This window comes from Bradyrhizobium sp. NAS80.1 (assembly GCF_001908205.1).
Classification (GTDB): domain Bacteria; phylum Pseudomonadota; class Alphaproteobacteria; order Rhizobiales; family Xanthobacteraceae; genus Bradyrhizobium.
Map to the genome: position 1 here is coordinate 1 of NZ_LGHL01000147.1, position 20,319 is coordinate 20,319.

Consider the following 20,319-nt stretch of genomic DNA (forward strand, 5'->3'; position numbering starts at 1 on the left):
GCCGGCGGCGCCGGCCGCCGGCAATGCGCAGCCGCAGCCGGCCGCGAGCCCCTCGCCTGCGGCAAGCCCGACGCAGGCGCCCCAGAAATAGCCGCGATCGTTTCAGCCTCCGTTCAGGAACGATCGGCCATGGAAGCGGTTGGCACTGCCGCGCATTCCGAAAAGGCCGTGCCCTCATAACGACATGAGGGCATGACAGTTGTGAAACCGCGCGGCGGAGATATGCTCCATTTGCCGCGGACTTGGTCGGATCTCGGGGTCGGATCCGCTTCCCTGCCACCTCAGCCCCGTTTGGTTTAGCCGCGATGCGCGTTGTCGCCGCCGTTCTGTTGCTCGTGTCCGTACTCCACGCGGGCATCTGGGGAGTCTTGCGCGACCAGGAACCCGCGCCGGACTTCAGAGGCTTGTTGCCCAGCGTCTCCTACGCGCCGTTCGAGGGATCGGCACACCCCGACATCGACAACATCCCGACGGTCGAGAAAATCCGCGCCGACATGAAGACGCTGTCGACGATGACGCGCGCGATCCGCCTCTATTCGTCCACCGGTGGCGTGGAACTGGTGCCGCCGATCGCCGCCGAGTTCGGCCTCAAGGTCACCGTCGGCGCCTGGATCGACAAAGACAAGGACCGCAACGAGCGCGAGATCAAGGCCGCGATCGAGCTCGCCCGCAAGAACAGCAACGTGATCGGCGTCGTCGTCGGCAACGAGGTGATCTACCGCGGCGAGCAGAAGGTCGAAGACCTCATCGAGATGATCAAGCGGGTGCGGAGCGCGGTTCGCGTTCCCGTCACCACCGGCGAGATCTGGAACATCTGGCGCGACAATCCCGAGCTTGCCTCCAACGTCGACTTCATCGCCGCCCACGTGCTCCCCTACTGGGAAAACTTCCGCTCGGACCAGGCGGTCGACCAGGCCGTCGACCGCTACAACCTCCTGCGCAATCTGTTCCCCGGCAAGCGCATCGTGATCGCCGAGTTCGGCTGGCCGAGCGCAGGCTATAACCTGCGCAACGCCGACCCCGGTCCGTTCCAGCAGGCGCTGACCTTGCGCAATTTCGTCAGCCGCGCCGAAGCCATCGGCATGGAATACAACATCGTCGAGGCGATCGATCAGCCCTGGAAGTTCTTCGAGGGCGGCGTCGGTCCGTACTGGGGCATCCTCAACGCCAGCCGCGAGCCGAAATTCGCCTGGACCGGCCCGGTGGAAAATCCTGATTACTGGAAGCTGATGACGATCGCGCTCCTGGTCGGCGTCCTCCTGTCCCTGCCGATCCTGCGGTTGCAACAGCCGACCGCCAAGCAGGCCTTCTTGCTGTCGGCGGTCGCCAACGGCGTCGGTGCCTGGGCCGCAACCGTGTTCGCTTTCTGGAACGGGCACTATTTCGTCTTCGGCTCGGCCTTCGCGCTGACGCTCGGCATGATCCTGCTTGTTCCCCTCGTCCTCATCGCGATGGCCCGCATCGACGAGATCGCGGCGGTGGCGTTCGGCCGGCCGCCGCAGCGGCTGCTCTCCAAGGGCAAGCAGGTCGAGAACGTTCCCGAGAATTACTACCCGAAGGTCTCGATCCACATCCCCGCCTATTTCGAGCCGGTCGAGATGCTCAAGCAGACGCTCGATGCACTGTCGCGGTTGAACTATCCGAACTACGAATGCGTGGTCATCATCAACAACACGCCGGATCCCGCCTTCTGGCAGCCGATCCAGGACCATTGCCGCGCGCTCGGTGAGCGCTTCAAGTTCATCAACGCCGAGAAGGTGCAGGGCTTCAAGGCCGGCGCGCTGCGCATCGCGATGGACCGCACCGCTGTCGACGCCGAGATTATCGGCATCCTCGATGCCGATTATGTCGTCGATCCCGACTGGCTGAAGGACCTCGTGCCCGCCTTCGCCGACCCGCGCGTCGGCCTCGTGCAGGCGCCGCAGGAGCATCGCGACGGCGACCTGTCGATCATGCACTACATCATGAACGGCGAATATGCCGGCTTCTTCGACATCGGCATGGTCCAGCGCAACGAGGCCAACGCCATCATCGTGCACGGCACGATGTGCCTGATCCGCCGCGCCGCGATGGACATGGCCGGCGGCTGGTCGTCCGATACGATCTGTGAGGACTCCGATCTTGGCCTTGCGATCCAGGAGCTCGGCTGGGTCACGCACTACACCAACCACCGCTACGGCCAGGGCCTGCTCCCCGACACCTACGAGGCCTTCAAGAAGCAGCGTCACCGCTGGGCCTATGGCGGCCTCCAGATCGTGAAGAAGCACTGGCGGCACTTCCTCCCCGGCCGGAGCCGGCTGACGCCCGACCAGAAGCGCGAATACGGTTTGGGCTGGCTGAACTGGCTCGGCGCCGAAAGCCTCGGCGTGGTCGTGGCGCTGCTCAACCTCGTCTGGGTGCCGATCGTCGCCTTCGCCGACATCGCCATCCCCGACAAGATCCTGACGCTGCCGATCATCGGCGCCTTCATCGTCTCGCTGGCGCACTTCCTGTCGATGTACCGCGCCCGCGTTGCGATAAAGCCCGGCCAGATGCTGGGCGCCATGATCGCCGCGATGAGCGTGCAGTGGACGGTGTCGCGCGCAGTCGCGCAGGGACTGATCACCGAGCACATTGCGTTCGCGCGCACCTCCAAGGGCGGCCTGTCGCGGATGTCGATCGAGTTCCAGGCGTTCTGGGAGGCTGTGATCGGCACCCTGCTCCTGGTCGGCGCCGGCGTGCTGGTCGCCTCCAACAGTTACCGGCAGATCACCGAGATCTACGTCTTTGCCGGCGTGCTGGTGCTGCAAAGCCTGCCGTTCCTCGCCGCGGTGGCGATCGCCATCCTCGAGCTCAGCCGCATCAACTCGTTCCAGTTTTGGCGCGACAGCGCGATCCGCACCGCCGAGCTGATCGGCCTGCGCCCGGTCGCCCTGCCGACGCCCGCCGGCACGCCGCAGCCGGCAGTGCCGAACGAGGTCCGTCGCGAGGCGAACTGACGGGACGGACCGCCTCACGGCGCGGGTGATAACTCCGCGCCGGCGAGCTATCCTCGCAGTTAGGCGTGGATGGCGCCGGCTAATCAGGTTGAAACTTTCGGCCTAAACGACGGAAGCAGCGGACCAATCCCCGTTCGTGCCACGAGTCCTCGCAGCCACCCCGGCTATTGACCTCAACGCCCCATCCACCTACACAGCGCGGGCTAACAGCATGATCCGGAAACAGCCGGTTTTCCCCGCAACGCCAAGTCAAACGTTGCGGCAAGACATGCTTCTCGAATGACCGACGACGATGGCGGATCGATCGCAAAGCCATCAGCGGCCATGGGAGCGCGTAGCTCAGCCGGTAGAGCACGTGACTTTTAATCACGGGGTCCTGGGTTCGAGCCCCAGCGCGCTCACCACACAACGCCATGAAAATAAACGGTTTTTAGAAGCGGGCAAGTGCCCCGTTTTTGGCGCGGGTATCCCTTTGGGTATCCGTTGGCGCGATGTGCCCTTCTGACGCCGCCTAGCGCGCAACAAAAAACCCGCCAACTAGGCGGGTTCTTCATTCGTCACGCTGCCTTCGCGCGTTTGCGTGGCGGACGTTTCTTGGCGGCGATGCTGGCCGTCAGCTTCATGCCCATGGCGCGCATGATGGCCAGAACCGTGCTGAACTCCGGGTTGCCTTTCTCGCCCAGCGCCTTGTACAGCGCTTCGCGCGTGATGCCTGCGGCCTCCGCCATTTCAGTCATGCCGCGCACGCGCAACAATGCTCAGTGCGTCGCGGATTTCTTCGGGGTCGCCATCTTCCAGCGCGGCAGCGATTTAACCGCCGGGGCGCTTCACGTCGCTATTTTGGACCTTTAGGGCACGTTGTGCGTTTGAGTCGTAATGCGGGGGCAGGCCAAGAACCCGAGTGCGGGTGATGAGCACCATCCCTCAACCTCCGTCGTCGGCCATTCCACCAGTTGCATTTGAGCGCCCCGCCTGTCCGAGGTGCAAAGCCCGGATGATGCTGGTCAGCATCGAGCCAGAACGCACAGGCGCCGACCTGAACACGTTTCAATGCGCTGTCTGCAATCACGTGCTTACGATCCTTGCCGCGCACGAGGATACCATGCACTCCAAGGCTCTTGGCCGCTGGCTTCTAGGCGATTTGCACCCTCCAAGGTAATGCCGAAACCGCAGTTTGTCGCTCAGGAAGCCCGCAGGTCCCTCCCGGCGGGAACCCTATTCATTTCCAGCAGTTTTCAAATTGCGCGCGCTCGCTGGAAGCAGGATTGAGGCTATGCCCCGGGCACAAGAACGCGCCTCTGCAATTCTGCGGCAATATCACCAAGCTGAGGCGGAATTAATCGGTAAGGCTGTCGTGCTTACTGACGGTAAGGCGGGGACCGTTGAGCAACTCATTTTGGACGAAGAGCACGGGTTGCGGCTCTCCATCGCTGGCCATCTTGGGAAGTGGCCGGTCTCAACCATCAAGCTACTGCAGGGGTAACACGTAGCGCAGCCCGACCGATGGCCTGTCGTCCCCTGCGCCCGCCTTAGCGGCGCCACCACGTTCGCGAGTTCAAGCCGAAGCGAAAAGAGATGCATGGGGTCCGCGAAACCTGAGGAGGGACCAATGACCGTCTTCGTTTACGTCAACACCGCAAAGCAGGTCGGCGATAAGGACCACATCAAGGTGTTCGCCAGCGAGGATGCCGCAGAGACATGGTTCGAGGAGAACGATCCGGAAGGCGTGGCATTCGAATATGAGGTTCTAGAATGAACCGTATCGGCCGCAGGACCATCTACGCCGTGCTTGTGATCGTGGTGCTGTTGATCATCTGGCAGATTCTCGCACCGCTTTGAAGAGTGGAGACGGTCGTCGTGCGGGGTCAATGAACCTTGCATACTTGTAACGAGTCGAACACCGAAGCGCCTCCGGAGTGGCCAAATGCTGGCGAAATGTGAGGGCTTATAACAGCCCACCCTGACCCACGGAATTTACTCCGATGTTATTTCAAGCGGCGATTGTTTGCCTGATCGTACTCAGCGTTGGCGTTCTCGTCGCCCACGCGGTTGATGCCCTCAGAACGTAACGAGCCCGCCGGCGTGAACCGGCGGGCCGGTCACGTCACCACTCGTCCATGCACCAAAAGCTAGGCATGGACAGAGAGCGACGCTGCACCCTGCGGCCTTCATCGCTTCCACTTATCCGCCGGCCGCTTGCGCGGTCCCAGAAATGCACCAGTCCTTAACAGTGTTGGCCTCAGACTTCCCCGTTCTCGCAACGCCGCTGAGGAGCCACTCCACATGCTGAAAGACGGCACCTATCGGGCATGGTTCACGACGCCCCTGGGTCAAGGCACCGGCATCGCTCACGTTGCGGGCGACAAAATCTGGGGCTGCGACAGCATTATGAATTATAGCGGCACTTGCCACATTGACGGCGAGCGATTTACCGCTGTGGTTTACACCAAGCGACACACGCCCGGCCATGCAACTGTCTTCGGCGCCGACCACTCGAAACTCGCAATCGAGGGAACGTGTGCCGGCAAGATCGGCCGATATGCCGCGACGGCTGAAGATGTCCCGGGAATATTGCTCGATGGAATTCTCATTCTCTGCGAAGAGGAGGAGCTCGTCCCAAAGCCAACGGCGCCGGCGCCAGCACTCGATCCCGGCAAGCTTCGTAAGCTCCCCCGGCTGCGGACGCGTTAGCCGCTGTGATCGTCGCAACGGCCATGCAAGCACTCGATGCAAACGTTCGCGTTGACAGATTGTCCGATATTGAAGGCGTCGCCTCTAACGGCTCTTCGCGTGACGGCTAAGGCCGGGCTCGGGCGCGAGATCTCCATCACGCGCTCTCGTCGTTCGGAGGGCTAAAGTCCTTCGACTTGCGAATGCATTCAATCTTTCTTCGGACATTTGGGATCACCTGACGATCCATTCCACAAAGTCATTGTTGTGCACACATGAGTTTCGTCCAGATCCAGTGCACGCGATGCAAGAATGCGTTTTCGCGATCGCGCTGGGCGGTTGCAGGACGGCTATTCCCGGCAATGTCCAAGCTGCGAAGTGGTGCTGTTCTTCGCCGAGGACTCGCTGCATCCCTTCATCAAGCGCGCGATGCGCAATGCGCGGAAGGTCCGCAAGGAGCTGCGCGAGGCCGAAATGGCGAGGCTCCTCGTGCCGGATGCGCCCGCTGCACCGTCGCGATCGTTTGAAGGTCGCAGGCGCACAGCGGGCCGATCGGAATAGTGGCTCGACACGAAAAACCCCAGCGCGCCTGATGCGGCACTGGGGCGTTTCGTTCAAAATATGAATTGGTCAAGCAATACGCCGTCGTAGCAGCGAACTCGTCGATCGCATGTGAACTGGTTCACATGCATTGCGGCAAGCGAACGATTCTGCTCGCAAGGGGAATACCGTTGGCCTGTTTGAGGATTTGGATGCCTCGCGCTAGGATGGCCTTCTATGGAGGCTTATTTTGAAACAGGTCATTTGCATTGTGGCCATTGCATTGTTTGCCACGCCCCCCCGCTTGGTCACAGGCGCTGGTTGACCCCAACAAGGTCGCCCCCGAATTCCGGGTAGCCGCTGAAAAGCGCCGGGCCGAGCAGCTGCGACAGCGCGAATGCGCTCTGAAGGCGGATTTGGACAAGGTGCTCCCCAGAGATCGCACCGACTACCTCAACCATTGCCTGGCCGCGCTCGTAGCCAAGCAATAGCGGCAGAACCAGCTGATTGACGATCAAACCTGATCTTTCACGCCTTGCGCCGTGGCTTCCTCCTCGGAAACAGGCGATCGCGGATGTAGCGCGAGGTCGGAGTCAGGCGGATGCCGCGCGGCTTCTGCCAGGCGGCGCGGTCTATCTCGTTCTTGTCGCCGATCGCGAGCCTGCCCTTGGCGTATTTCGCGATGAAGATCGCGTCGCTCATCTTGCGGCCTGAGCGCTTGTTCCTGGCCGTCACTTCCTTCCAGAGGCTGATCCGGCCAAGCTTCAGCTTGGGCAGCTCCTCCTTGATCTCCCGCCGCAGGCAGGCCTTGTCTGTCTCGCGCGCGCGCTTGCGGCCGCCTGGGAACATCCACAGGCCGTCCGATCGCCGTCTGACCAACAATACCTTGCCGCGCTTGGCTGCAACCAGCTTGGAAGACTTCGCCATTACTTTCGTAGGCTCGAAAACAGAATCTCGCCTATCGTAACTTGTCTAGCTGCATAGACAAGTTCCAGCGGAACCCAGATCACAGCCTTGCACGAGCTCAGCTCTTCCCCGCCTCCGCCTGATCCTCCGTCCTGATCCAGGCCATCATCATCTCCCAGGCCACTGACAGGATGATCGGCCCGATGAATAGGCCGACGATGCCGTGGGCGAGCGTGCCGCCGATCACGCCGACGAAGATCACGATGGTCGGCGTGGTGAGGCCGCGCCCCATCACGAGCGGCTTCAACATGGTGTCGATGAAGCCGACAACAACGAGAAACACGGTGAGCAGCAACGCCGTGGTGACGTCCTTGGCGGTCCAGATCCAGATGATCACCGGCAGCAGCACGAGGAAGGCGCCGATCTGAACGATCGAGAGCAGCAGCACGATGAAGGCGAGCAGGCCGGCGCTCGGCACGGCGGCCAGCTTGAACCCGATGCCGGCCAGCAGTGCCTGCACGATCGCGACGCCGATCACGCCTTGTGCCACGGCGCGAATAGTCGCACCCGCAAGCGCCAGGAAATGCTCGCTCTGCTCGGGCACGATGCGAGACAAGAAGCGGCGGCCGGCCGCAACGAACCTTGGCCCATGCGGAAACAGGAAGCCGGCCACGAACACCGAGACCAGGAACTGGAGCGTCCCGACACCGGCGTCGCCCGCGAGCGACAACAGTGGTCCCGCCAGCGGCTGGAGATAAGGCGTCACCTCGCGGAGCACCGCGCGGATGTTGTTGTAGGCCTGGTCCCAGAGCTCAAAGAGCCACGGGCCGACGAGTGGCCACGACTTGAGCTGCTCCGGCGCCGACTGGAGCGCGAGATCACCGGTGCCGAGCTGGCGCGCCAGTTCGCGCACGCCATCGACGGCGCTGATGCCGAGCCATGTCGCCGGGCCAATCACGATGCCAAGCGTGATCAGGGTGAGGATCGCCGCCGCGGTCTTGGGCCGGCCGCCGAGGATTTTGGCCACCCAGCTGAAAGCCGGGTAGAACGCGACCGCGAGCACACCGCTCCAGGCCAGGATCGGCACGAACGGACGGATGATCAGCAAGCTCCAGATGATCAGCAGGGCGAGCAGGCCGAGCCGGATCACGAGCTGGATGATGTCCTCGCCCGTCAGGAGCTGACGGAGGCTTTTCACGGGCACGACCTTCCTTGCGGCATCGACGCGGGTTCCGGCACTTGCACGGCCCAGCGTTATTGCCAGCCCCGCCCCCGCCGTCAAGACGAGCGGGTCTCGCGCCCGCTTCCCTCGCCCACGGTGCGCACGCCGTCGAGATCAGGAACGCATCGGAGCGGGACATGCGGGGTGAGCGGACCGGCGACTAATCCTGCGGCGACGCCGGCCTGGCGTGAACTGACAGGCTCCGCTCTTGCACTTGCCCGCCGCCGGAACCGGATTTGGCTAACAGCCGTTAACCGGATTTCCCTGGGCCGGTTTACGCGGCTGCAAATCCCCCCTTCTACGATTGTCGCCAAGTCCCCGAGACCAGTCTTCAAGAACAGTTGCGTGCAATGGCCAACAGCATCTGGACGACCGAAGAATTCACCTGCGCGGGTTGCGGCATGGACTACACCGCGACCAGGGAGGAGCACAGCGAAGCGCACTCCGGCAGCTTCAAGTGCAGCATTTGCAGCGGCACGGTGCACACCTGGTCCGGCAAGCATCACTTCTTCGGCTGGCAAGCGGTGAAGACCAAGCCGCCCGTATTCGGCCGCCGCTGGGCTGGCGTGCAGTGGTAGGCTGAGCGAAGCTCAGCATCAGGGGACGGACAGATCGCGTGGAGTGTCGCTGCGCGTTCCGAGCCGAATTCTCGCGCGGCGGCGTATGAGCCCGGTCATCGCAGCCTACTCATACTCTTGGCGAGCCCAACCAGCTCAGCGTGCCCCTCTAGAGCAGCGTCGTAGTCGTTGTAGCGCCGGCGTACCTCCAAATCGTCTGGGCCCCGAGGCGCGCTTTCTGCGCTCCTCGGGATGAGGAAGTGGAGCTTCTGCTGCGCGGCGACACCCGCTACACTCCCCTTCCCCGCAACTGAATCCGACACGCAATGACCGCTCCCTTCGCCCCCCAGATCGCCCTCTATCGCAATTGGCTCGCTGCACAGCGCGGCCTTTCCTTCTCGAGCTACGAGGAGATGCGGCAATGGTCGGTGCGTGATCTCGACGGCTTCTGGCGCAGCATCTGGGACTATTACGATCTGCAATCGCCGACGCCGTTTGCGGCTGTTATCACCGAGCGCAACATGCCCGGTGCGGTCTGGTTTCCCGGTGCGCAGGTGAACTATGCCCGGCAGGTATTCCGGCATGTCGATGCGGCCGATGCCGCGGGCCTGCCCGCGATCGTCAGCAGCGGCGAGGACGGCAAGCTCGACGAGACGAGCTGGCCGGAGCTCAGGCGCAAGGCGGCTGCCCTCGCGCTGCATCTGAAGGACAAGGGCATCAAGCCCGGCGACCGCGTCGCGGCCTATCTGCCCAATATCCCCGAGACCATCATCGCCTTCCTGGCGGCCGCCAGCATCGGCGCGGTCTGGAGCGTCTGTGCGCCCGACATGGCCGCCCCCGCCGTGATCGACCGCTTCAAGCAGATCGAGCCGAAGGTGCTGATCGCCTGCAACGCCGTCACCTATGCCGGCCGGCGGCACGACCGGCGCGACGTTGTCGCCGAGCTCCGACGATCGCTGCCGACGGTGGAGCATGTCATCCTGCACAGCGAAGCTGGCGCGGCGGCGGCGCCGGACGCCCTGCTCTGCGATATTCTCGCACGGACGGGCGCGGGGATCGACGCGTTCGAGCCGATGTGGCTGCCGTTCGATCATCCGCTCTGGATCGTCTATTCCAGCGGCACCACCGGCCTGCCGAAGCCGATCGTGCATGGCCATGGCGGCATCGTCATCGTGGTGCTGGCGCTGCTCGGCCTCCACAACGACATCGGCTGCTCCTACCACGAGAATTCCTTCGGCGAGCGCTATCATTGGTACAGCTCGACCGGCTGGATCATGTGGAATTCGCAGGTCGGCGGCCTCCTCAGCGGCACCACCTGCTGCATTTTCGACGGCAGCCCCGGCGGCGCAAAGGACAAGCCGGACTGGAGCACCCTGTGGCGCTTCGTGGCGCAGTCGAAATCGACCTTCTTCGGCGCAGGCGCAGCGTACTTCGCCAACTGTGCGAAGGCCGAAATTGATCTCACCGCAGCCGGCGATCTGTCGCGACTGCGTTGCCTCGGCTCAACCGGCTCGCCGCTCAGCGCCGACACGCAGGCCTGGTTCAACGAACGCTTCGCGGCGCTGTCGAAGACGAACGGCAGCAAGGCGCAGGCCGACATCTGGTGGGCGAACATCTCCGGCGGCACCGATTTCGCCGGCGCCTTCATCGGCGGCAATCGCGAACTGCCGCAGACGCCGGGCGCGATGCAATGCCGCCTGCTCGGTGCGGCCGTCGAAGCCTTCAGCGAACAGGGCCGCGCCGTCATTGACGAGGTCGGCGAGCTCGTCTGCACCGAGCCGATGCCTTCGATGCCGCTCTACTTCTGGAACGACAAGGGCGATGTGCGTTATCGCTCCAGCTATTTCGAGACCTATCCAGACAATTTCGACGGCAGCGGCCGCGGGCCGGTGTGGCGGCACGGCGATTGGCTCAAGGTCAATCCGGACGGCTCCTGCATCATCTATGGCCGCAGCGATGCCACCATCAACCGGCACGGCCTGCGCATGGGCACGAGCGAACTCTATTCCGCCATCGAGGCCCTGCCAGAGGTGCTCGACTCCCTCGTCGTTGACCTCGAATATCTCGGCCGCGACAGCTACATGCCGCTGTTCGTGGTGCTGCGCGAAGGCGTGGCGTTCGACGGCCCGATGCAGGCCAAGATCAACAAGGCGATCGAAGCCGGTCTCTCCCGCCGATTCCTGCCGAACGAGATATTCGCCGTCGCCGAGATCCCGCGCACGCTCTCGGGCAAGAAGCAGGAACTGCCGATCAAGAAGCTGCTGCTCGGCCAGCCCGTCGAGAAGGTCATCAACAAGGAGGCGATGGCCAATCCCGCCTGCCTAGACTGGTATCTCGCCTTCGCACGCGACTATATCGCCAGAACCGCGGCCTGAAGACCCGATCAGCCGCCGCCGAAATTGGAGGGATCGAGATTCCTGTTCTCCGATGGCGGGATCGGCGGATAGCCGGGAAATTTGTACCAGCCGGGCGGCACGGGCGCGTCTTCGGCCGGGTGGACGACGACATGATGGCGCGGGCGGGCATGATGCGCCGGCGCTGCGGCAGCCGAGGCGCATGCCGCAATCAGAAGAAAAAAGACCATGACAGACCGCATCGAACGGGCTCCAGTCGTCCACCCGGGCTACGATATGGTGCGGGAACTATGCCGGGACGATGTATCCGCGACGTCACGCTCTGTCACATCGACGGCATCAGCGGCGTCGAAGAGCGCCGGAGATCGCCCCAATTGCGCCAATGGCATTTGGACTCCCTTCACCGATCGCCGCTAGATCAGACGGGATCCTCCGCTACGAACATCAGCCATGGCCGACCTCAACGCCGTCCTCACCAGGCTCAACGACCGTCTGCTCCGCCTCGAGGGCGAGCTGTTCGTGCTGCGCTCGCTGGCGCGCGCGACGCTGACGGCGGGCGACGACCATGCGGCACGCATGCGCAAGCTGGTCGAGGCCGCAAAGGTCGCGCTCGACGACGAGGCGAAACGTGAGCTCGATAGGCCGACGCGCAAATATGTCGACGCGGCAACCGCACTCGTGGAAGAGCTGCTGGTCGAGCCGACCCAGGCGCGGCCGCTGTTCACGGTCATCGACGGCGGCCGGCGCGACTGAGCGCGTCAGAGCGGCCGGTTTGTACCTGATACGGTGGAATTGCCGGACTTCAGCCGGCTGAGGCCCGCCTCGATGATCGCGATCTCCTCGTCGATCTGGCCGATCGGCAGGCTGAAATCATAGCCGGACCTGCTCTTCAGATCGACCGCGAGCCGCTGCCTGTGCATCATCAGCTCGTCGAGGCCGCGTCGGTTCTTCAGTCGCACATAGGCGTCGACGATCTGCTCAATCGCGTAAGGCATGAAATCGGTCCCGGCAAAAAAGCCCGCGCGGCGCACCCACGCCGGCGGGACATTTTTGGTGTCGCGGTACGCAATACAAATCCGCGACGGATTCGTCGATACGACACGCTGGTTGAGAACGCGTTACCGTTTGATGATTTCGTGATGCGCGGCATGAAAAGGCCGCTGGCGATCATGCCAGCGGCCAAAGCCGGGTTCGAAAATGGATCGGGATTGAAATTTCACCAGCCCCGGTGTGCTCCATTTTAACGGCAAACAACGCAATCCTTTTGTTACAAATGAACCACAGGAAGAGGCAGATAGCCAATTGCTACGCAACCGTGGCCGTGCGGCAACGCTCGTCCGTAGCGCAGAATTATTTGCGCGGTAGACTGCGGCAGGCGCTGTAGCGGTAGTACGCCTGTAGGGGCCAGCATGCGCAATCGCGGACTTCAACGCTTCAACGCTCCTGCGCATACATCACGACCGAGCCGACGAGCCCGATCAGTGAACAGGCCAGCAGCGCATATTGGAGGATGGCGAGCGCTTGGCTGGGGGCCTCGGTCGCGCTCATCATCTGATAGATCAGCACCACCGATGTAATCCCGCTCATCAGCATCAATCTTGACCATCTCGCCATGGCATTCCCCCGCCTTGGACGGGGTGTTGGACGCCACGAGGCGAGCCCAGGTTCGATCCGCCCACGCGCTACGCATTGTTGATAACGGTCGCAAATGCCCCACGGATGGTGACAGGACGTCCGGACGTGTTATCGGGGGATGACGCAGTTGCGAGACAGATCGGACACCCATGCGCATCACCCTTGTCGGCTCCCGCCATTTCGGCGTCACCACCCTGAACATGCTCCGGGAGCACGGCGTCCCGGTCGTGCGGGTCGTGGTGGCCGATGGTGCGGATCGCCTCGCCGCGACCGCCAAGGCGGCCGGTATCGAGGTGGTGGTCCAGGCCAATCCGAAGCTGGTGGTGGCCTCGGAGATCGCCCCCGATACCGATCTGATCATCACTGCCCACAGCCACGCCCGGATCAGCAAGGACGCGCTGGCGGCCGCCAAACTGGGCGGGATCGGCTATCACCCCTCGCTGCTGCCGCGTCACCGCGGCAAGGCCGCCGTGGAATGGACCATCAAGGAAGGCGATCCGGTCGCCGGCGGCACGATCTACCATCTCGCCGATCGCATGGATGCCGGCGCCATCGCCGCCCAGGACTGGTGCTTCGTCAAGAAGGGCGAGACCGCCCGGGAGCTATGGGAGCGCGCGCTTGCCCCGCTCGGGCTCAAGCTGCTGGCCGACGTGATCGATTACGCCAGGGTCCACAAGGCGCTGCCCGCCAAGGTGCAGGACGAGCAGTTCGCTACCTTGGCGCCGAGTCTCTCCTGAACGTTTACCCTTAACGTCAAGCGGCGTTGATTCTGCTTCGAAAATCGGAATCAAAAATGCAAATAAACCATTGTTTCAACAGGAACAATTTGCGCTTTGGCGTTGCATCAAATTTCTGTCACATTTCGTCCGAATAAGCGTCAGTATCTCAGACACATTCAAGGACGGAATTCATGCGTTTTGGTCGCATCGCGGCGTTCTGTGCCGCTTCAGTTTTCGCCGGCACCCTCGCCGCTCCCGCCTTTGCCCAGAGCCCCTATGACGGCAACTGGCACGTCACCATTGTCACCAAGACCGGCTCCTGCGAGCCCACCGCAAGCTCCATGCTGACGGTTGCCGACGGCAAGATCACCGCGCCCGGCGCTAACGTTTCCGGCACCATCGGCCGTGAGGGACTTGTGAAAGTTTCGATCAATGGTGCATATGCCAACGGTCAACTCAACGGCAACGCCGGATCGGGGAAGTGGAATGGAGCATCAGCAGGCATACCGTGCAGCGGGCGGTGGGAAGCATCGCGCCAATAGACCAACTGAGGCTCGCGCCCGAAACCGGCGGCTGCTGATCGCGGCCGCCGTTTTGTTTGCGGCGGGGACCGCCAACTCTGAGAGCAAGGCCCAGTCCGGCCCGTTCGCGCCGATGGCCGGCAGCTGGAGCGGTGGCGGCGTCGTCACCCTCGATGATGGCTCGACCGAGCGGATCCGCTGCCGGGCCAAATACGCCCCGATCGGACCGACCATGGAGATGTCGCTGACCTGCGCCAGCGACGCCTACAAGTTCCACCTCGGCGCCAACGTCAGGGCGGAAGGCAACTCGATCACCGGCAACTGGTCCGAGGCCAGCCGCAACATCAGCGGCTCGCTCCAGGGTCGCGGCGGCGGCGGAAACTTCGAGGTCGTCGTCTCGGCCGCGGGCTTCAACGCCAACATCGCGCTGAGGACGAGCGGCAACAAGCAGACCGTCACGATGCGGGCGGACAGCCAGTTCCGCGGCGCCAACATCACGATGACGCGCTAGAGCCATTTCCGTTCCGATTGAATCGGAACGGAGCTCTAGATTCTTGTTTTGACGCGTTTTCTTTATGCGAACCGGTATCCACTTCGCTCGAAAACGCTCTAACGCAGACCTTACTCGGGACAATCGACCCGGCGCCCGCGCCGGGTCGCTTTTTTATGCGCCGGGTACGAACGCCGTCACCTCGATCTCGACCTTGGCCCGGTCGTCCACCAGACCGCCGATGTAGAGCAGCGTCGAGGGCGGAAAATTGCGCCCCAGCGTCTCTTTCCAGGCCGCGCCGATGCCGGCGCCTGCGGCCTCATACTCGCTGCGGCTGGTCAGATACCAGGTCACGCGGACGATATGCTCGGGGCCAGCGCCAGCTTCGCTCAAGAGCTTGATGATCCGCTTCAGCGCGGTTGCGACCTGAGCCGCCATGTCGGGCGCGTAATTGCCCGTCTCGTCACCGCCGGTCTGCCCGGCCAGCACCACCCAGCGGCCCGGCCCGTCCACCGCAACGCCGTGTGAAAAGCCGCGCGGTTTTTTCCATTCGGCTGGCTGCAAGATACGCATGAGCGAAGCTCTCCCTTTTCTTGTCGTTGTTCGCCCAAGCCTTAGCACGCCGCCGTGCATCGCTGCACCCGCAGATTTGGCCGTTGCAAACGGTGGCGATGTCGCCGATACCGGCCCTCCCTCAGGATCCTTTCTCCCCGTTCGCCCCCGATGAACACGACACCGTCGAAAACGATGGCCGCACTGTGGATGGCCGGCTGGCTGGCGCTGATGCTGGTCATGGCGGTGGCCGGACGCGAGACCACGCGCGAGCTCAATGTATTCCAAATTATGGAAGTGCGTTCGCTGGCAGGGTTCTTGCTGCTCTCGCCGATCATCTACCGCGCCGGCGGCTTCAAGGTGCTCAAGACCTCGCGCCTGCCTCAGCACATCGGGCGGAATCTCGTGCACTACGTCGCCCAACTCGGCTGGTTCTTCGCGCTGACGCTGATTCCGATCGGCCAGGTGGTGGCGATCGAGTTCACCATGCCGATCTGGACCGCGATCCTGGCGGCTAGCTTCCTGTCCGAGCGCATGACGGCGTGGAAGATCGCCGCCATCGTGCTAGGGCTCGTTGGCGTGATCGTGATCGTCCGTCCCGCCACCGGCGAGATCAATCCCGGCCAACTCATCGCGCTCGGGGCCGCCATGGGATTTGGCGTGTCGATGGCGCTGGTCAAATCGTTGACCCGCACCGAAAGCGCGCTCTCGATCCTGTTCTGGATGCTGGTGGTACAATCTGTCGCAGGCTTCGTGCCGACGCTGTTCGTCTGGACCTGGCCGTCAGCCTATGCCTGGGCCTGGATGGGCGTGATCGCCGTCTGCGGCACATTTTCGCACTACTGCCTCGCCAGCGCGATGCGCTATGCGGATGCGACGATCGTCGTTCCCATGGACTTCCTGCGGGTCCCGCTGACCGCGACCGCCGGCTGGCTGCTCTATTCCGAGCGGCTCGACACCTGGACCGTGCTCGGCGCGGCGCTGATCCTGTTCGGCAACCTCCTGAATCTGAAGCCGGCGTCGCCGGTCCCCGCCCGCGCGCAGTGAACCACGCGCCGTCTCGCGCGACAAAACAAAGTGGTCGAGCGTGATTTGGATCACGTTGGAGGGGCATTCCATCGTGCACATTCGACCGCACAGCGATGGGTTGGGCGAACAGTCGTTTTGCTAGTGCGAAACCGGGCGTGTCGTGTAAGTTCGTTCCCAATTTGTTGCTGCCTGCAATTCGATTCTGTTGGGGATTTCAGATGCGCTATCTCACCCTGCTCGCTTCGCTGATGTGCATGGCACTATCGATCAGCGTCGCGAAGGCGGACCGCCGTGTTGCTTTCGTCGTCGGCAACGGCACCTACAAGAACGTCGCGCAATTGCCGAACCCGCCGATCGACGCCAGGGCGATGGCGGCGACGCTGCGCAATGTCGGCTTCGACGTGATCGAAGGGTCCAATCTCACCCGCGACCAGATGACGGAAAAGCTCCTGGACTTCGGCCGCAAGGCGCAGGGCTCCGATGTCGCAGTGTTCTATTACGCCGGTCACGGCATCGCCGTCAGCGGCAGCAACTATCTCCTGCCTGTCGACGCCGACATCAAGTCGGAGATGGACGTCAAGCTCGGTGCTGCCATCAACATCGACCTGACGCTCGAGCAAACCATGGGCGACGCCAAGGTCAAGCTCGTCTTCCTCGATGCCTGTCGCGACAATCCGTTCGCCGCCAAGATCAAGTCGAACTCCGCGACCCGCAGCGTCAACGTGCAGAGCGGACTTGCCGAGATGAAGTCCGGCGAAGGCACGCTGATCGCGTTCGCCACCGGCCCGGGCCAGACCGCGCTCGACGGCCAGGAAGGCAACAACAGCCCGTTCACCCGCGCGCTGATCGACAACATCACCAAGCCCGGTGTCGAGATTCAGCAGGCCATGACGTCGGTTCGCGCCCAGGTCAACGAAGAGACCCACAAGGGCCAGCTGCCCTGGGGCCATACCAACCTGATCGGCGCCGTTTACCTCAATCCGTCCCAGCAGACGCAGCAGGTTGCCAACGCGGCGCCGACCGCGGCTGGCAGCGTGCAGGCGATGACCGGCGGCAATTCGGACGGGGTCGAGCTCGAATACTGGCGCTCGGTCAAGGAGTCCAACAAGCCGGAAGAGCTCAACGCCTATCTGTCGGCCTATCCGAACGGCCAGTTCAAGGCGCTTGCGCTGGCGCGACTTGCCGCGATCAAGAGCGGCCCGTCGACAGCGACCCGCAACCTCAACGGCAGCGTTGATCCCGCGACCTTCACCGAAGATGCGACCCAGCTCACCGAGGACCAGATCGGCCTCGATAAGGCACAGCGCCGCGACGTGCAGCGCCGCCTGACCGGGCTCGGCTTCGACACCAAGATGACCGGCGCGTTCAGCGATGAGACCCGCTCGGTTCTCAAGCGCTGGCAGGCTGCCCGCGGCTATCCGTCGACGGGCTACCTCAACAAGCTCCAGCACAAGGCCCTGCTCTCCGAGATCGTCGCCACCACCACGCCGACCGCAAGCGGCGATAGCCCGAAGCCGGCCCGGCGTGCCAGCAGCGCCCCAAGCAGCGCACCGGCACCAGCACCGGCTCCCCGCAGCAGCAGCCCCGGCGATGCCGCCGGCGCAGCCTTCGTGGGAGGCGTCGTCGGTGGCATGATGGGCGGCATGTTCCGCCGCTGAGACGCGAAACCAGTCTCAAAGTAAAAGCCCGGCTCACGCCGGGCTTTTTCGTTGGTGCTTCTCATGGTGAGGAGGCGCGCAAGCGCCGTCTCGAACCATGGAGGCCTGGCTCGCAGCGTGGCGAGCATCCATCACGACGCTTGCTACATAAGCTCCGCAGGATGAGCCGGCGCCGGGCACGTTGAGATGTTACTTCCCCGCCGCCTTGCGGAGCGCCTCGTTGATGCGGTCCTGCCAGCCTGGGCCGCCCTCCTGGAAGAACTCCAGCACGTCCTGGTCGATGCGCAGCGTGACCTGCTCCCTGATCCCCGGCGCCACATTCTGCTTCGGCGGCGCCGCGGCGACCTTGGCAGTCACCTTCTTGAACGCTGCCTCCGCCTCGGTCCGCGCGTCGCCCAATGTGCGTGGCCGCCTCGGTTGATCCGCCATGTCCTAGATTCCCTCAAAAAGAGCCGTCGAAAGATAGCGCTCGGAGAAGGACGGTACCACCGCCAGAATGGTCTTTCCCGCAGCTTCCGGCCGCTTGCCGATCTGGAGCGCCGCGGCGATCGCAGCGCCTGAGGAAATGCCGCCCGGAATGCCTTCATGCCGCGCCAGCGCGCGCGAGGTCTCGATCGCCGTCGTCGAATTGATCTTCACGATCTCGTCGATCACCGAGCGGTCGAGAATGTCGGGCACGAAACCAGCGCCGATGCCCTGGATCTTGTGCGGCGTGTGCTGGCCGCCCGAGAGCACCGGACTTTCTTCCGGCTCGACCGCCACCACACGCAGCGACGCCTTGCGCGGCTTGAGCACCTGGCCGACGCCGGTGATGGTGCCACCGGTACCGACGCCGGCGACGAAGAAATCGATGTTGCCGGCGGTGTCGTTCCAGATCTCCTCCGCTGTGGTGCGGCGGTGCACCTCGGGATTGGCGAGGTTCTTGAACTGCTGCGGCATCACCGAGTTCGGCGTCGTCTTCAAGAGCTCCTCCGCCGTCGCGATCGCGCCCTTCATGCCTTGCGCGGCCGGGGTCAGCACGAGCTCTGCGCCGAGGAAGGCAAGCATCTTGCGCCGCTCGATCGACATCGACTCCGGCATCACCAGCTTGAGCCGGTAGCCGCGCGAGGCGGCGACGAAGGCGAGCGCGATGCCGGTGTTGCCGGACGTCGGCTCGATCAGCACGGTGTCAGGATTGATGATGCCCGCCTTCTCCATGGCGATGACCATGGCGGCGCCGATACGATCCTTCACGCTCGCGGCCGGATTGAAATACTCGAGTTTTGCCAAAATGGTCGCGTTCACCCCGTGCATGCCCGGCAACCTGCGCAAACGCACGATCGGCGTGTCGCCAAAAGCCTCGACGATCGAGTCATAGACCCGGCCGCGGCCGGGTTGGTGCGCTGCACCCGCGGTGGACGATGCGTCCATGATGAACTCCCTGTGACGACAATTTTGCGCTTCTGTCGCAGCGCTTCACGCAGTTACGGGCAGCTTGCGGCGACACGCAAGCGACAATGCGGCAAACGCTGAATTCGCTGTATCGCAAAATTGCGTGAGCTGTCGCCATGCGGATCTTCGCGATCACGCTGGACGATCGGTGCTATGGCGGAGTCTACGCGGAGGACTTCTTCTACAGCTATTCGATTGGATCGGCCTATGTCTGCGCGGCCGTCGTCTTTATCGTGTTCGCCGCGTTCGGTGAGACGACGGCCTGGCGCCCGATCGCGTTCGTCGGCGTCATCAGCTATTCGACCTACCTGATGTCGCCGTTCGTGATGGTCTGGATCCATCGTTACGTCTGGTTGGGCGACAGGCCATTGCGATGGCTTGCCTTCGTCACCGGGATTGTGACGGCGTCGATTTGTGTCAGTTGGATGACACATTCCCTCGTCGAGAAACCCTGGATCTCCTCAAACTCCGCTCAGATCGCAGGACTCCGGTCGTTCTCGAGCCCGGTCTCAGCCGGCAGAGCACCGCACATTAGCGTGAAGTGGGGCACTGAATATCGCAACGCACACGAAATGTTTGCGCTGCGATAGCCGAAAGATGGAAGGGATGACGGAGAGTTTAGAAAAGCCAACGCTCTTGTGTCGCGACCTCGTCAACTGATTCTGCTTATGTTAGACTTAGGTCTCAAAGCAGGAAGGTCACCACGATGTCAGCAATTGCTGAAGTGTTGTCGACCGTCGCGCACCGCCCCGAACCGCGTTGCAGCGAGTTGCCCACCTGTCCTGTCTGCGCCGACTCCATGGTCGCGGCCGAAGCATCCGCGTACGTCTCGGACCACATGATCAGCTATCTCTGGACCTGCGACACCTGCGGTTATGGCTTTGTGACCAAGCACGCCGTCAAGCGGATCGTTTGCAATTGACCTTGTTTGAGCATGATCTTGTCGGAAAACCGCTTCACACTTTTTCGGATCATCCTCTGACCTAGCGCGGGGCGATGTCGCCCCTCGCCCAGTCCTCACGCGTCCGCTGATAGAATTCTTCGAAACTTCCGCGCG

General features: G+C 63.1%; 25 protein-coding genes and 1 tRNA gene. 16 read left to right on the forward strand and 10 right to left on the reverse strand.

The genetic code is table 11. The features are described from left to right. Positions 1-305 precede the first annotated feature (305 nt). Both AC629_RS30705 and AC629_RS30710 read left to right on the forward strand, forming a co-directional pair. Entirely contained in the window at positions 306-2,978 is a 2,673-nt protein-coding gene (locus AC629_RS30705; RefSeq protein WP_084808591.1) for a glycosyltransferase, read from the forward strand. A gap of 328 nt (positions 2,979-3,306) precedes the next feature. Next, positions 3,307-3,382 (forward strand) — tRNA-Lys (locus AC629_RS30710). Positions 3,383-3,535: 153 nt separating this feature from the next. On the opposite strand, the gene AC629_RS30715 is transcribed toward AC629_RS30710, so the two are convergent. Then, positions 3,536-3,715, reverse strand: a complete 180-nt coding sequence (locus tag AC629_RS30715) for an addiction module antidote protein (protein WP_245332047.1) — start codon at positions 3,713-3,715, stop codon at positions 3,536-3,538. A 536-nt stretch (positions 3,716-4,251) separates the two neighbouring features. Here AC629_RS30715 and AC629_RS49110 point away from each other — a divergent pair. The 4 genes from AC629_RS49110 (at position 4,252) to AC629_RS30730 (ending at position 6,209) form a co-directional block, all read left to right on the forward strand. Continuing rightward, positions 4,252-4,461, forward strand: a complete 210-nt coding sequence (locus tag AC629_RS49110; RefSeq protein WP_084808592.1) for a PRC-barrel domain-containing protein — start codon at positions 4,252-4,254, stop codon at positions 4,459-4,461. Positions 4,462-4,587: 126 nt separating this feature from the next. After that, positions 4,588-4,734 carry a hypothetical protein gene (locus tag AC629_RS47165; protein ID WP_168195614.1) on the forward strand — a complete coding sequence of 49 codons (147 nt, stop codon included), beginning with the start codon at positions 4,588-4,590 and terminating at the stop codon, positions 4,732-4,734. 527 nt (positions 4,735-5,261) lie between these two features. Beyond that, a complete protein-coding gene (locus AC629_RS30725) occupies positions 5,262-5,669 on the forward strand; it encodes a hypothetical protein (RefSeq protein ID WP_084808593.1) in 408 nt (135 codons plus the stop codon). 291 nt (positions 5,670-5,960) lie between these two features. Then, complete coding sequence (locus AC629_RS30730; protein WP_349531256.1) at positions 5,961-6,209, forward strand: hypothetical protein; 249 nt, start codon at positions 5,961-5,963, stop codon at positions 6,207-6,209. Between the two features lie 287 nt (positions 6,210-6,496). Here the strand turns inward: AC629_RS30730 and AC629_RS50750 are convergent, their stop codons facing one another. The 3 genes from AC629_RS50750 to AC629_RS30745 all read right to left on the reverse strand — a co-directional run bounded on the left by AC629_RS50750 (position 6,497) and on the right by AC629_RS30745 (position 8,298). Beyond that, positions 6,497-6,706, reverse strand: coding sequence for a hypothetical protein (locus AC629_RS50750; RefSeq protein WP_210419130.1), 210 nt, complete (start codon positions 6,704-6,706; stop codon positions 6,497-6,499). Positions 6,707-6,716: 10 nt separating this feature from the next. After that, positions 6,717-7,115, reverse strand: coding sequence for an NUDIX hydrolase (locus tag AC629_RS30740; RefSeq protein WP_084808594.1), 399 nt, complete (start codon positions 7,113-7,115; stop codon positions 6,717-6,719). A gap of 97 nt (positions 7,116-7,212) precedes the next feature. Continuing rightward, the gene (locus AC629_RS30745; protein ID WP_084808595.1) at positions 7,213-8,298 is read right to left on the reverse strand and encodes an AI-2E family transporter; all 1,086 of its coding nucleotides are present in this window, start codon (positions 8,296-8,298) and stop codon (positions 7,213-7,215) included. A 368-nt stretch (positions 8,299-8,666) separates the two neighbouring features. On the opposite strand from AC629_RS30745, the gene AC629_RS30750 reads away from it, so the two are divergent. Both AC629_RS30750 and AC629_RS30760 read left to right on the forward strand, forming a co-directional pair. After that, on the forward strand, positions 8,667-8,894 hold the full coding sequence (locus AC629_RS30750; protein ID WP_084808596.1) for a hypothetical protein: 228 nt from the start codon (positions 8,667-8,669) through the stop codon (positions 8,892-8,894). A 305-nt stretch (positions 8,895-9,199) separates the two neighbouring features. Further along, a complete protein-coding gene (locus tag AC629_RS30760) occupies positions 9,200-11,248 on the forward strand; it encodes an acetoacetate--CoA ligase (protein ID WP_084808598.1) in 2,049 nt (682 codons plus the stop codon). Between the two features lie 8 nt (positions 11,249-11,256). Here the strand turns inward: AC629_RS30760 and AC629_RS30765 are convergent, their stop codons facing one another. Next, positions 11,257-11,457, reverse strand: a complete 201-nt coding sequence (locus AC629_RS30765; protein ID WP_245332048.1) for a hypothetical protein — start codon at positions 11,455-11,457, stop codon at positions 11,257-11,259. Between the two features lie 220 nt (positions 11,458-11,677). Between AC629_RS30765 and AC629_RS30770 the strand changes: the two genes are divergently transcribed. Next, positions 11,678-11,980 carry a hypothetical protein gene (locus AC629_RS30770; protein WP_084808600.1) on the forward strand — a complete coding sequence of 101 codons (303 nt, stop codon included), beginning with the start codon at positions 11,678-11,680 and terminating at the stop codon, positions 11,978-11,980. A 5-nt stretch (positions 11,981-11,985) separates the two neighbouring features. Here the strand turns inward: AC629_RS30770 and AC629_RS30775 are convergent, their stop codons facing one another. Together AC629_RS30775 and AC629_RS47170 are read right to left on the reverse strand one after the other, a co-directional pair. Then, positions 11,986-12,222: a hypothetical protein gene (locus AC629_RS30775; protein ID WP_084808610.1), complete on the reverse strand. Its 237-nt coding sequence runs from the start codon at positions 12,220-12,222 to the stop codon at positions 11,986-11,988. A 439-nt stretch (positions 12,223-12,661) separates the two neighbouring features. Continuing rightward, a complete protein-coding gene (locus tag AC629_RS47170; protein ID WP_168195615.1) occupies positions 12,662-12,814 on the reverse strand; it encodes a hypothetical protein in 153 nt (50 codons plus the stop codon). 197 nt (positions 12,815-13,011) lie between these two features. On the opposite strand from AC629_RS47170, the gene AC629_RS30780 reads away from it, so the two are divergent. From AC629_RS30780 to AC629_RS30790, 3 genes are all read left to right on the forward strand, one after another. Further along, positions 13,012-13,599 (forward strand): formyltransferase family protein, encoded by a 588-nt coding sequence (locus tag AC629_RS30780; RefSeq protein WP_084808601.1) that lies wholly within the window; start codon positions 13,012-13,014, stop codon positions 13,597-13,599. Positions 13,600-13,772: 173 nt separating this feature from the next. Continuing rightward, complete coding sequence (locus AC629_RS30785; RefSeq protein WP_074123445.1) at positions 13,773-14,123, forward strand: hypothetical protein; 351 nt, start codon at positions 13,773-13,775, stop codon at positions 14,121-14,123. Then, positions 14,068-14,613 carry a hypothetical protein gene (locus AC629_RS30790; protein ID WP_084808602.1) on the forward strand — a complete coding sequence of 182 codons (546 nt, stop codon included), beginning with the start codon at positions 14,068-14,070 and terminating at the stop codon, positions 14,611-14,613. The genes AC629_RS30785 and AC629_RS30790 overlap by 56 nt, the downstream gene beginning before the upstream one ends. 153 nt (positions 14,614-14,766) lie before the next feature. On the opposite strand, the gene AC629_RS30795 is transcribed toward AC629_RS30790, so the two are convergent. Continuing rightward, positions 14,767-15,165 (reverse strand): RidA family protein, encoded by a 399-nt coding sequence (locus AC629_RS30795; RefSeq protein WP_084808603.1) that lies wholly within the window; start codon positions 15,163-15,165, stop codon positions 14,767-14,769. A 150-nt stretch (positions 15,166-15,315) separates the two neighbouring features. Here AC629_RS30795 and AC629_RS30800 point away from each other — a divergent pair, with 150 nt between their 5' ends. Further along, a complete protein-coding gene (locus AC629_RS30800; RefSeq protein WP_084808604.1) occupies positions 15,316-16,191 on the forward strand; it encodes a DMT family transporter in 876 nt (291 codons plus the stop codon). Between the two features lie 200 nt (positions 16,192-16,391). Then, positions 16,392-17,831 (forward strand): caspase family protein, encoded by a 1,440-nt coding sequence (locus tag AC629_RS30805; RefSeq protein ID WP_084808605.1) that lies wholly within the window; start codon positions 16,392-16,394, stop codon positions 17,829-17,831. Positions 17,832-18,020: 189 nt separating this feature from the next. Here the strand turns inward: AC629_RS30805 and AC629_RS30810 are convergent, their stop codons facing one another. Both AC629_RS30810 and cysK read right to left on the reverse strand, forming a co-directional pair. Then, positions 18,021-18,260: a BrnA antitoxin family protein gene (locus AC629_RS30810; RefSeq protein ID WP_084808606.1), complete on the reverse strand. Its 240-nt coding sequence runs from the start codon at positions 18,258-18,260 to the stop codon at positions 18,021-18,023. A gap of 3 nt (positions 18,261-18,263) precedes the next feature. Continuing rightward, positions 18,264-19,241 (reverse strand): cysteine synthase A, encoded by a 978-nt coding sequence (gene cysK, locus AC629_RS30815; RefSeq protein ID WP_084808607.1) that lies wholly within the window; start codon positions 19,239-19,241, stop codon positions 18,264-18,266. A gap of 137 nt (positions 19,242-19,378) precedes the next feature. Here cysK and AC629_RS30820 point away from each other — a divergent pair, with 137 nt between their 5' ends. After that, a complete protein-coding gene (locus AC629_RS30820) occupies positions 19,379-19,852 on the forward strand; it encodes an acyltransferase family protein (RefSeq protein WP_084808608.1) in 474 nt (157 codons plus the stop codon). Positions 19,853-19,968: 116 nt separating this feature from the next. Continuing rightward, complete coding sequence (locus AC629_RS30825; protein ID WP_084808609.1) at positions 19,969-20,184, forward strand: hypothetical protein; 216 nt, start codon at positions 19,969-19,971, stop codon at positions 20,182-20,184. Positions 20,185-20,319: the final 135 nt, after the last annotated feature.

Coding starts and splice junctions, on each gene's coding strand:
- AC629_RS30705 (WP_084808591.1), top strand. CDS start 306: ATGCGCGTTGTCGCCGCCGTTCTGTTGCTCGTGTCCGTACTCCACGCG.
- AC629_RS30715 (WP_245332047.1), bottom strand. CDS start 3,715: ATGACTGAAATGGCGGAGGCCGCAGGCATCACGCGCGAAGCGCTGTAC.
- AC629_RS49110 (WP_084808592.1), top strand. CDS start 4,252: ATGCCCCGGGCACAAGAACGCGCCTCTGCAATTCTGCGGCAATATCAC.
- AC629_RS47165 (WP_168195614.1), top strand. CDS start 4,588: ATGACCGTCTTCGTTTACGTCAACACCGCAAAGCAGGTCGGCGATAAG.
- AC629_RS30725 (WP_084808593.1), top strand. CDS start 5,262: ATGCTGAAAGACGGCACCTATCGGGCATGGTTCACGACGCCCCTGGGT.
- AC629_RS30730 (WP_349531256.1), top strand. CDS start 5,961: ATGCGTTTTCGCGATCGCGCTGGGCGGTTGCAGGACGGCTATTCCCGG.
- AC629_RS30740 (WP_084808594.1), bottom strand. CDS start 7,115: ATGGCGAAGTCTTCCAAGCTGGTTGCAGCCAAGCGCGGCAAGGTATTG.
- AC629_RS30750 (WP_084808596.1), top strand. CDS start 8,667: ATGGCCAACAGCATCTGGACGACCGAAGAATTCACCTGCGCGGGTTGC.
- AC629_RS30760 (WP_084808598.1), top strand. CDS start 9,200: ATGACCGCTCCCTTCGCCCCCCAGATCGCCCTCTATCGCAATTGGCTC.
- AC629_RS30765 (WP_245332048.1), bottom strand. CDS start 11,457: ATGGTCTTTTTTCTTCTGATTGCGGCATGCGCCTCGGCTGCCGCAGCG.
- AC629_RS30770 (WP_084808600.1), top strand. CDS start 11,678: ATGGCCGACCTCAACGCCGTCCTCACCAGGCTCAACGACCGTCTGCTC.
- AC629_RS30775 (WP_084808610.1), bottom strand. CDS start 12,222: ATGCCTTACGCGATTGAGCAGATCGTCGACGCCTATGTGCGACTGAAG.
- AC629_RS47170 (WP_168195615.1), bottom strand. CDS start 12,814: ATGAGCGGGATTACATCGGTGGTGCTGATCTATCAGATGATGAGCGCG.
- AC629_RS30780 (WP_084808601.1), top strand. CDS start 13,012: ATGCGCATCACCCTTGTCGGCTCCCGCCATTTCGGCGTCACCACCCTG.
- AC629_RS30785 (WP_074123445.1), top strand. CDS start 13,773: ATGCGTTTTGGTCGCATCGCGGCGTTCTGTGCCGCTTCAGTTTTCGCC.
- AC629_RS30790 (WP_084808602.1), top strand. CDS start 14,068: ATGGAGCATCAGCAGGCATACCGTGCAGCGGGCGGTGGGAAGCATCGC.
- AC629_RS30795 (WP_084808603.1), bottom strand. CDS start 15,165: ATGCGTATCTTGCAGCCAGCCGAATGGAAAAAACCGCGCGGCTTTTCA.
- AC629_RS30800 (WP_084808604.1), top strand. CDS start 15,316: ATGAACACGACACCGTCGAAAACGATGGCCGCACTGTGGATGGCCGGC.
- AC629_RS30805 (WP_084808605.1), top strand. CDS start 16,392: ATGCGCTATCTCACCCTGCTCGCTTCGCTGATGTGCATGGCACTATCG.
- AC629_RS30810 (WP_084808606.1), bottom strand. CDS start 18,260: ATGGCGGATCAACCGAGGCGGCCACGCACATTGGGCGACGCGCGGACC.
- cysK (WP_084808607.1), bottom strand. CDS start 19,241: ATGGACGCATCGTCCACCGCGGGTGCAGCGCACCAACCCGGCCGCGGC.
- AC629_RS30820 (WP_084808608.1), top strand. CDS start 19,379: ATGCGGATCTTCGCGATCACGCTGGACGATCGGTGCTATGGCGGAGTC.
- AC629_RS30825 (WP_084808609.1), top strand. CDS start 19,969: ATGTCAGCAATTGCTGAAGTGTTGTCGACCGTCGCGCACCGCCCCGAA.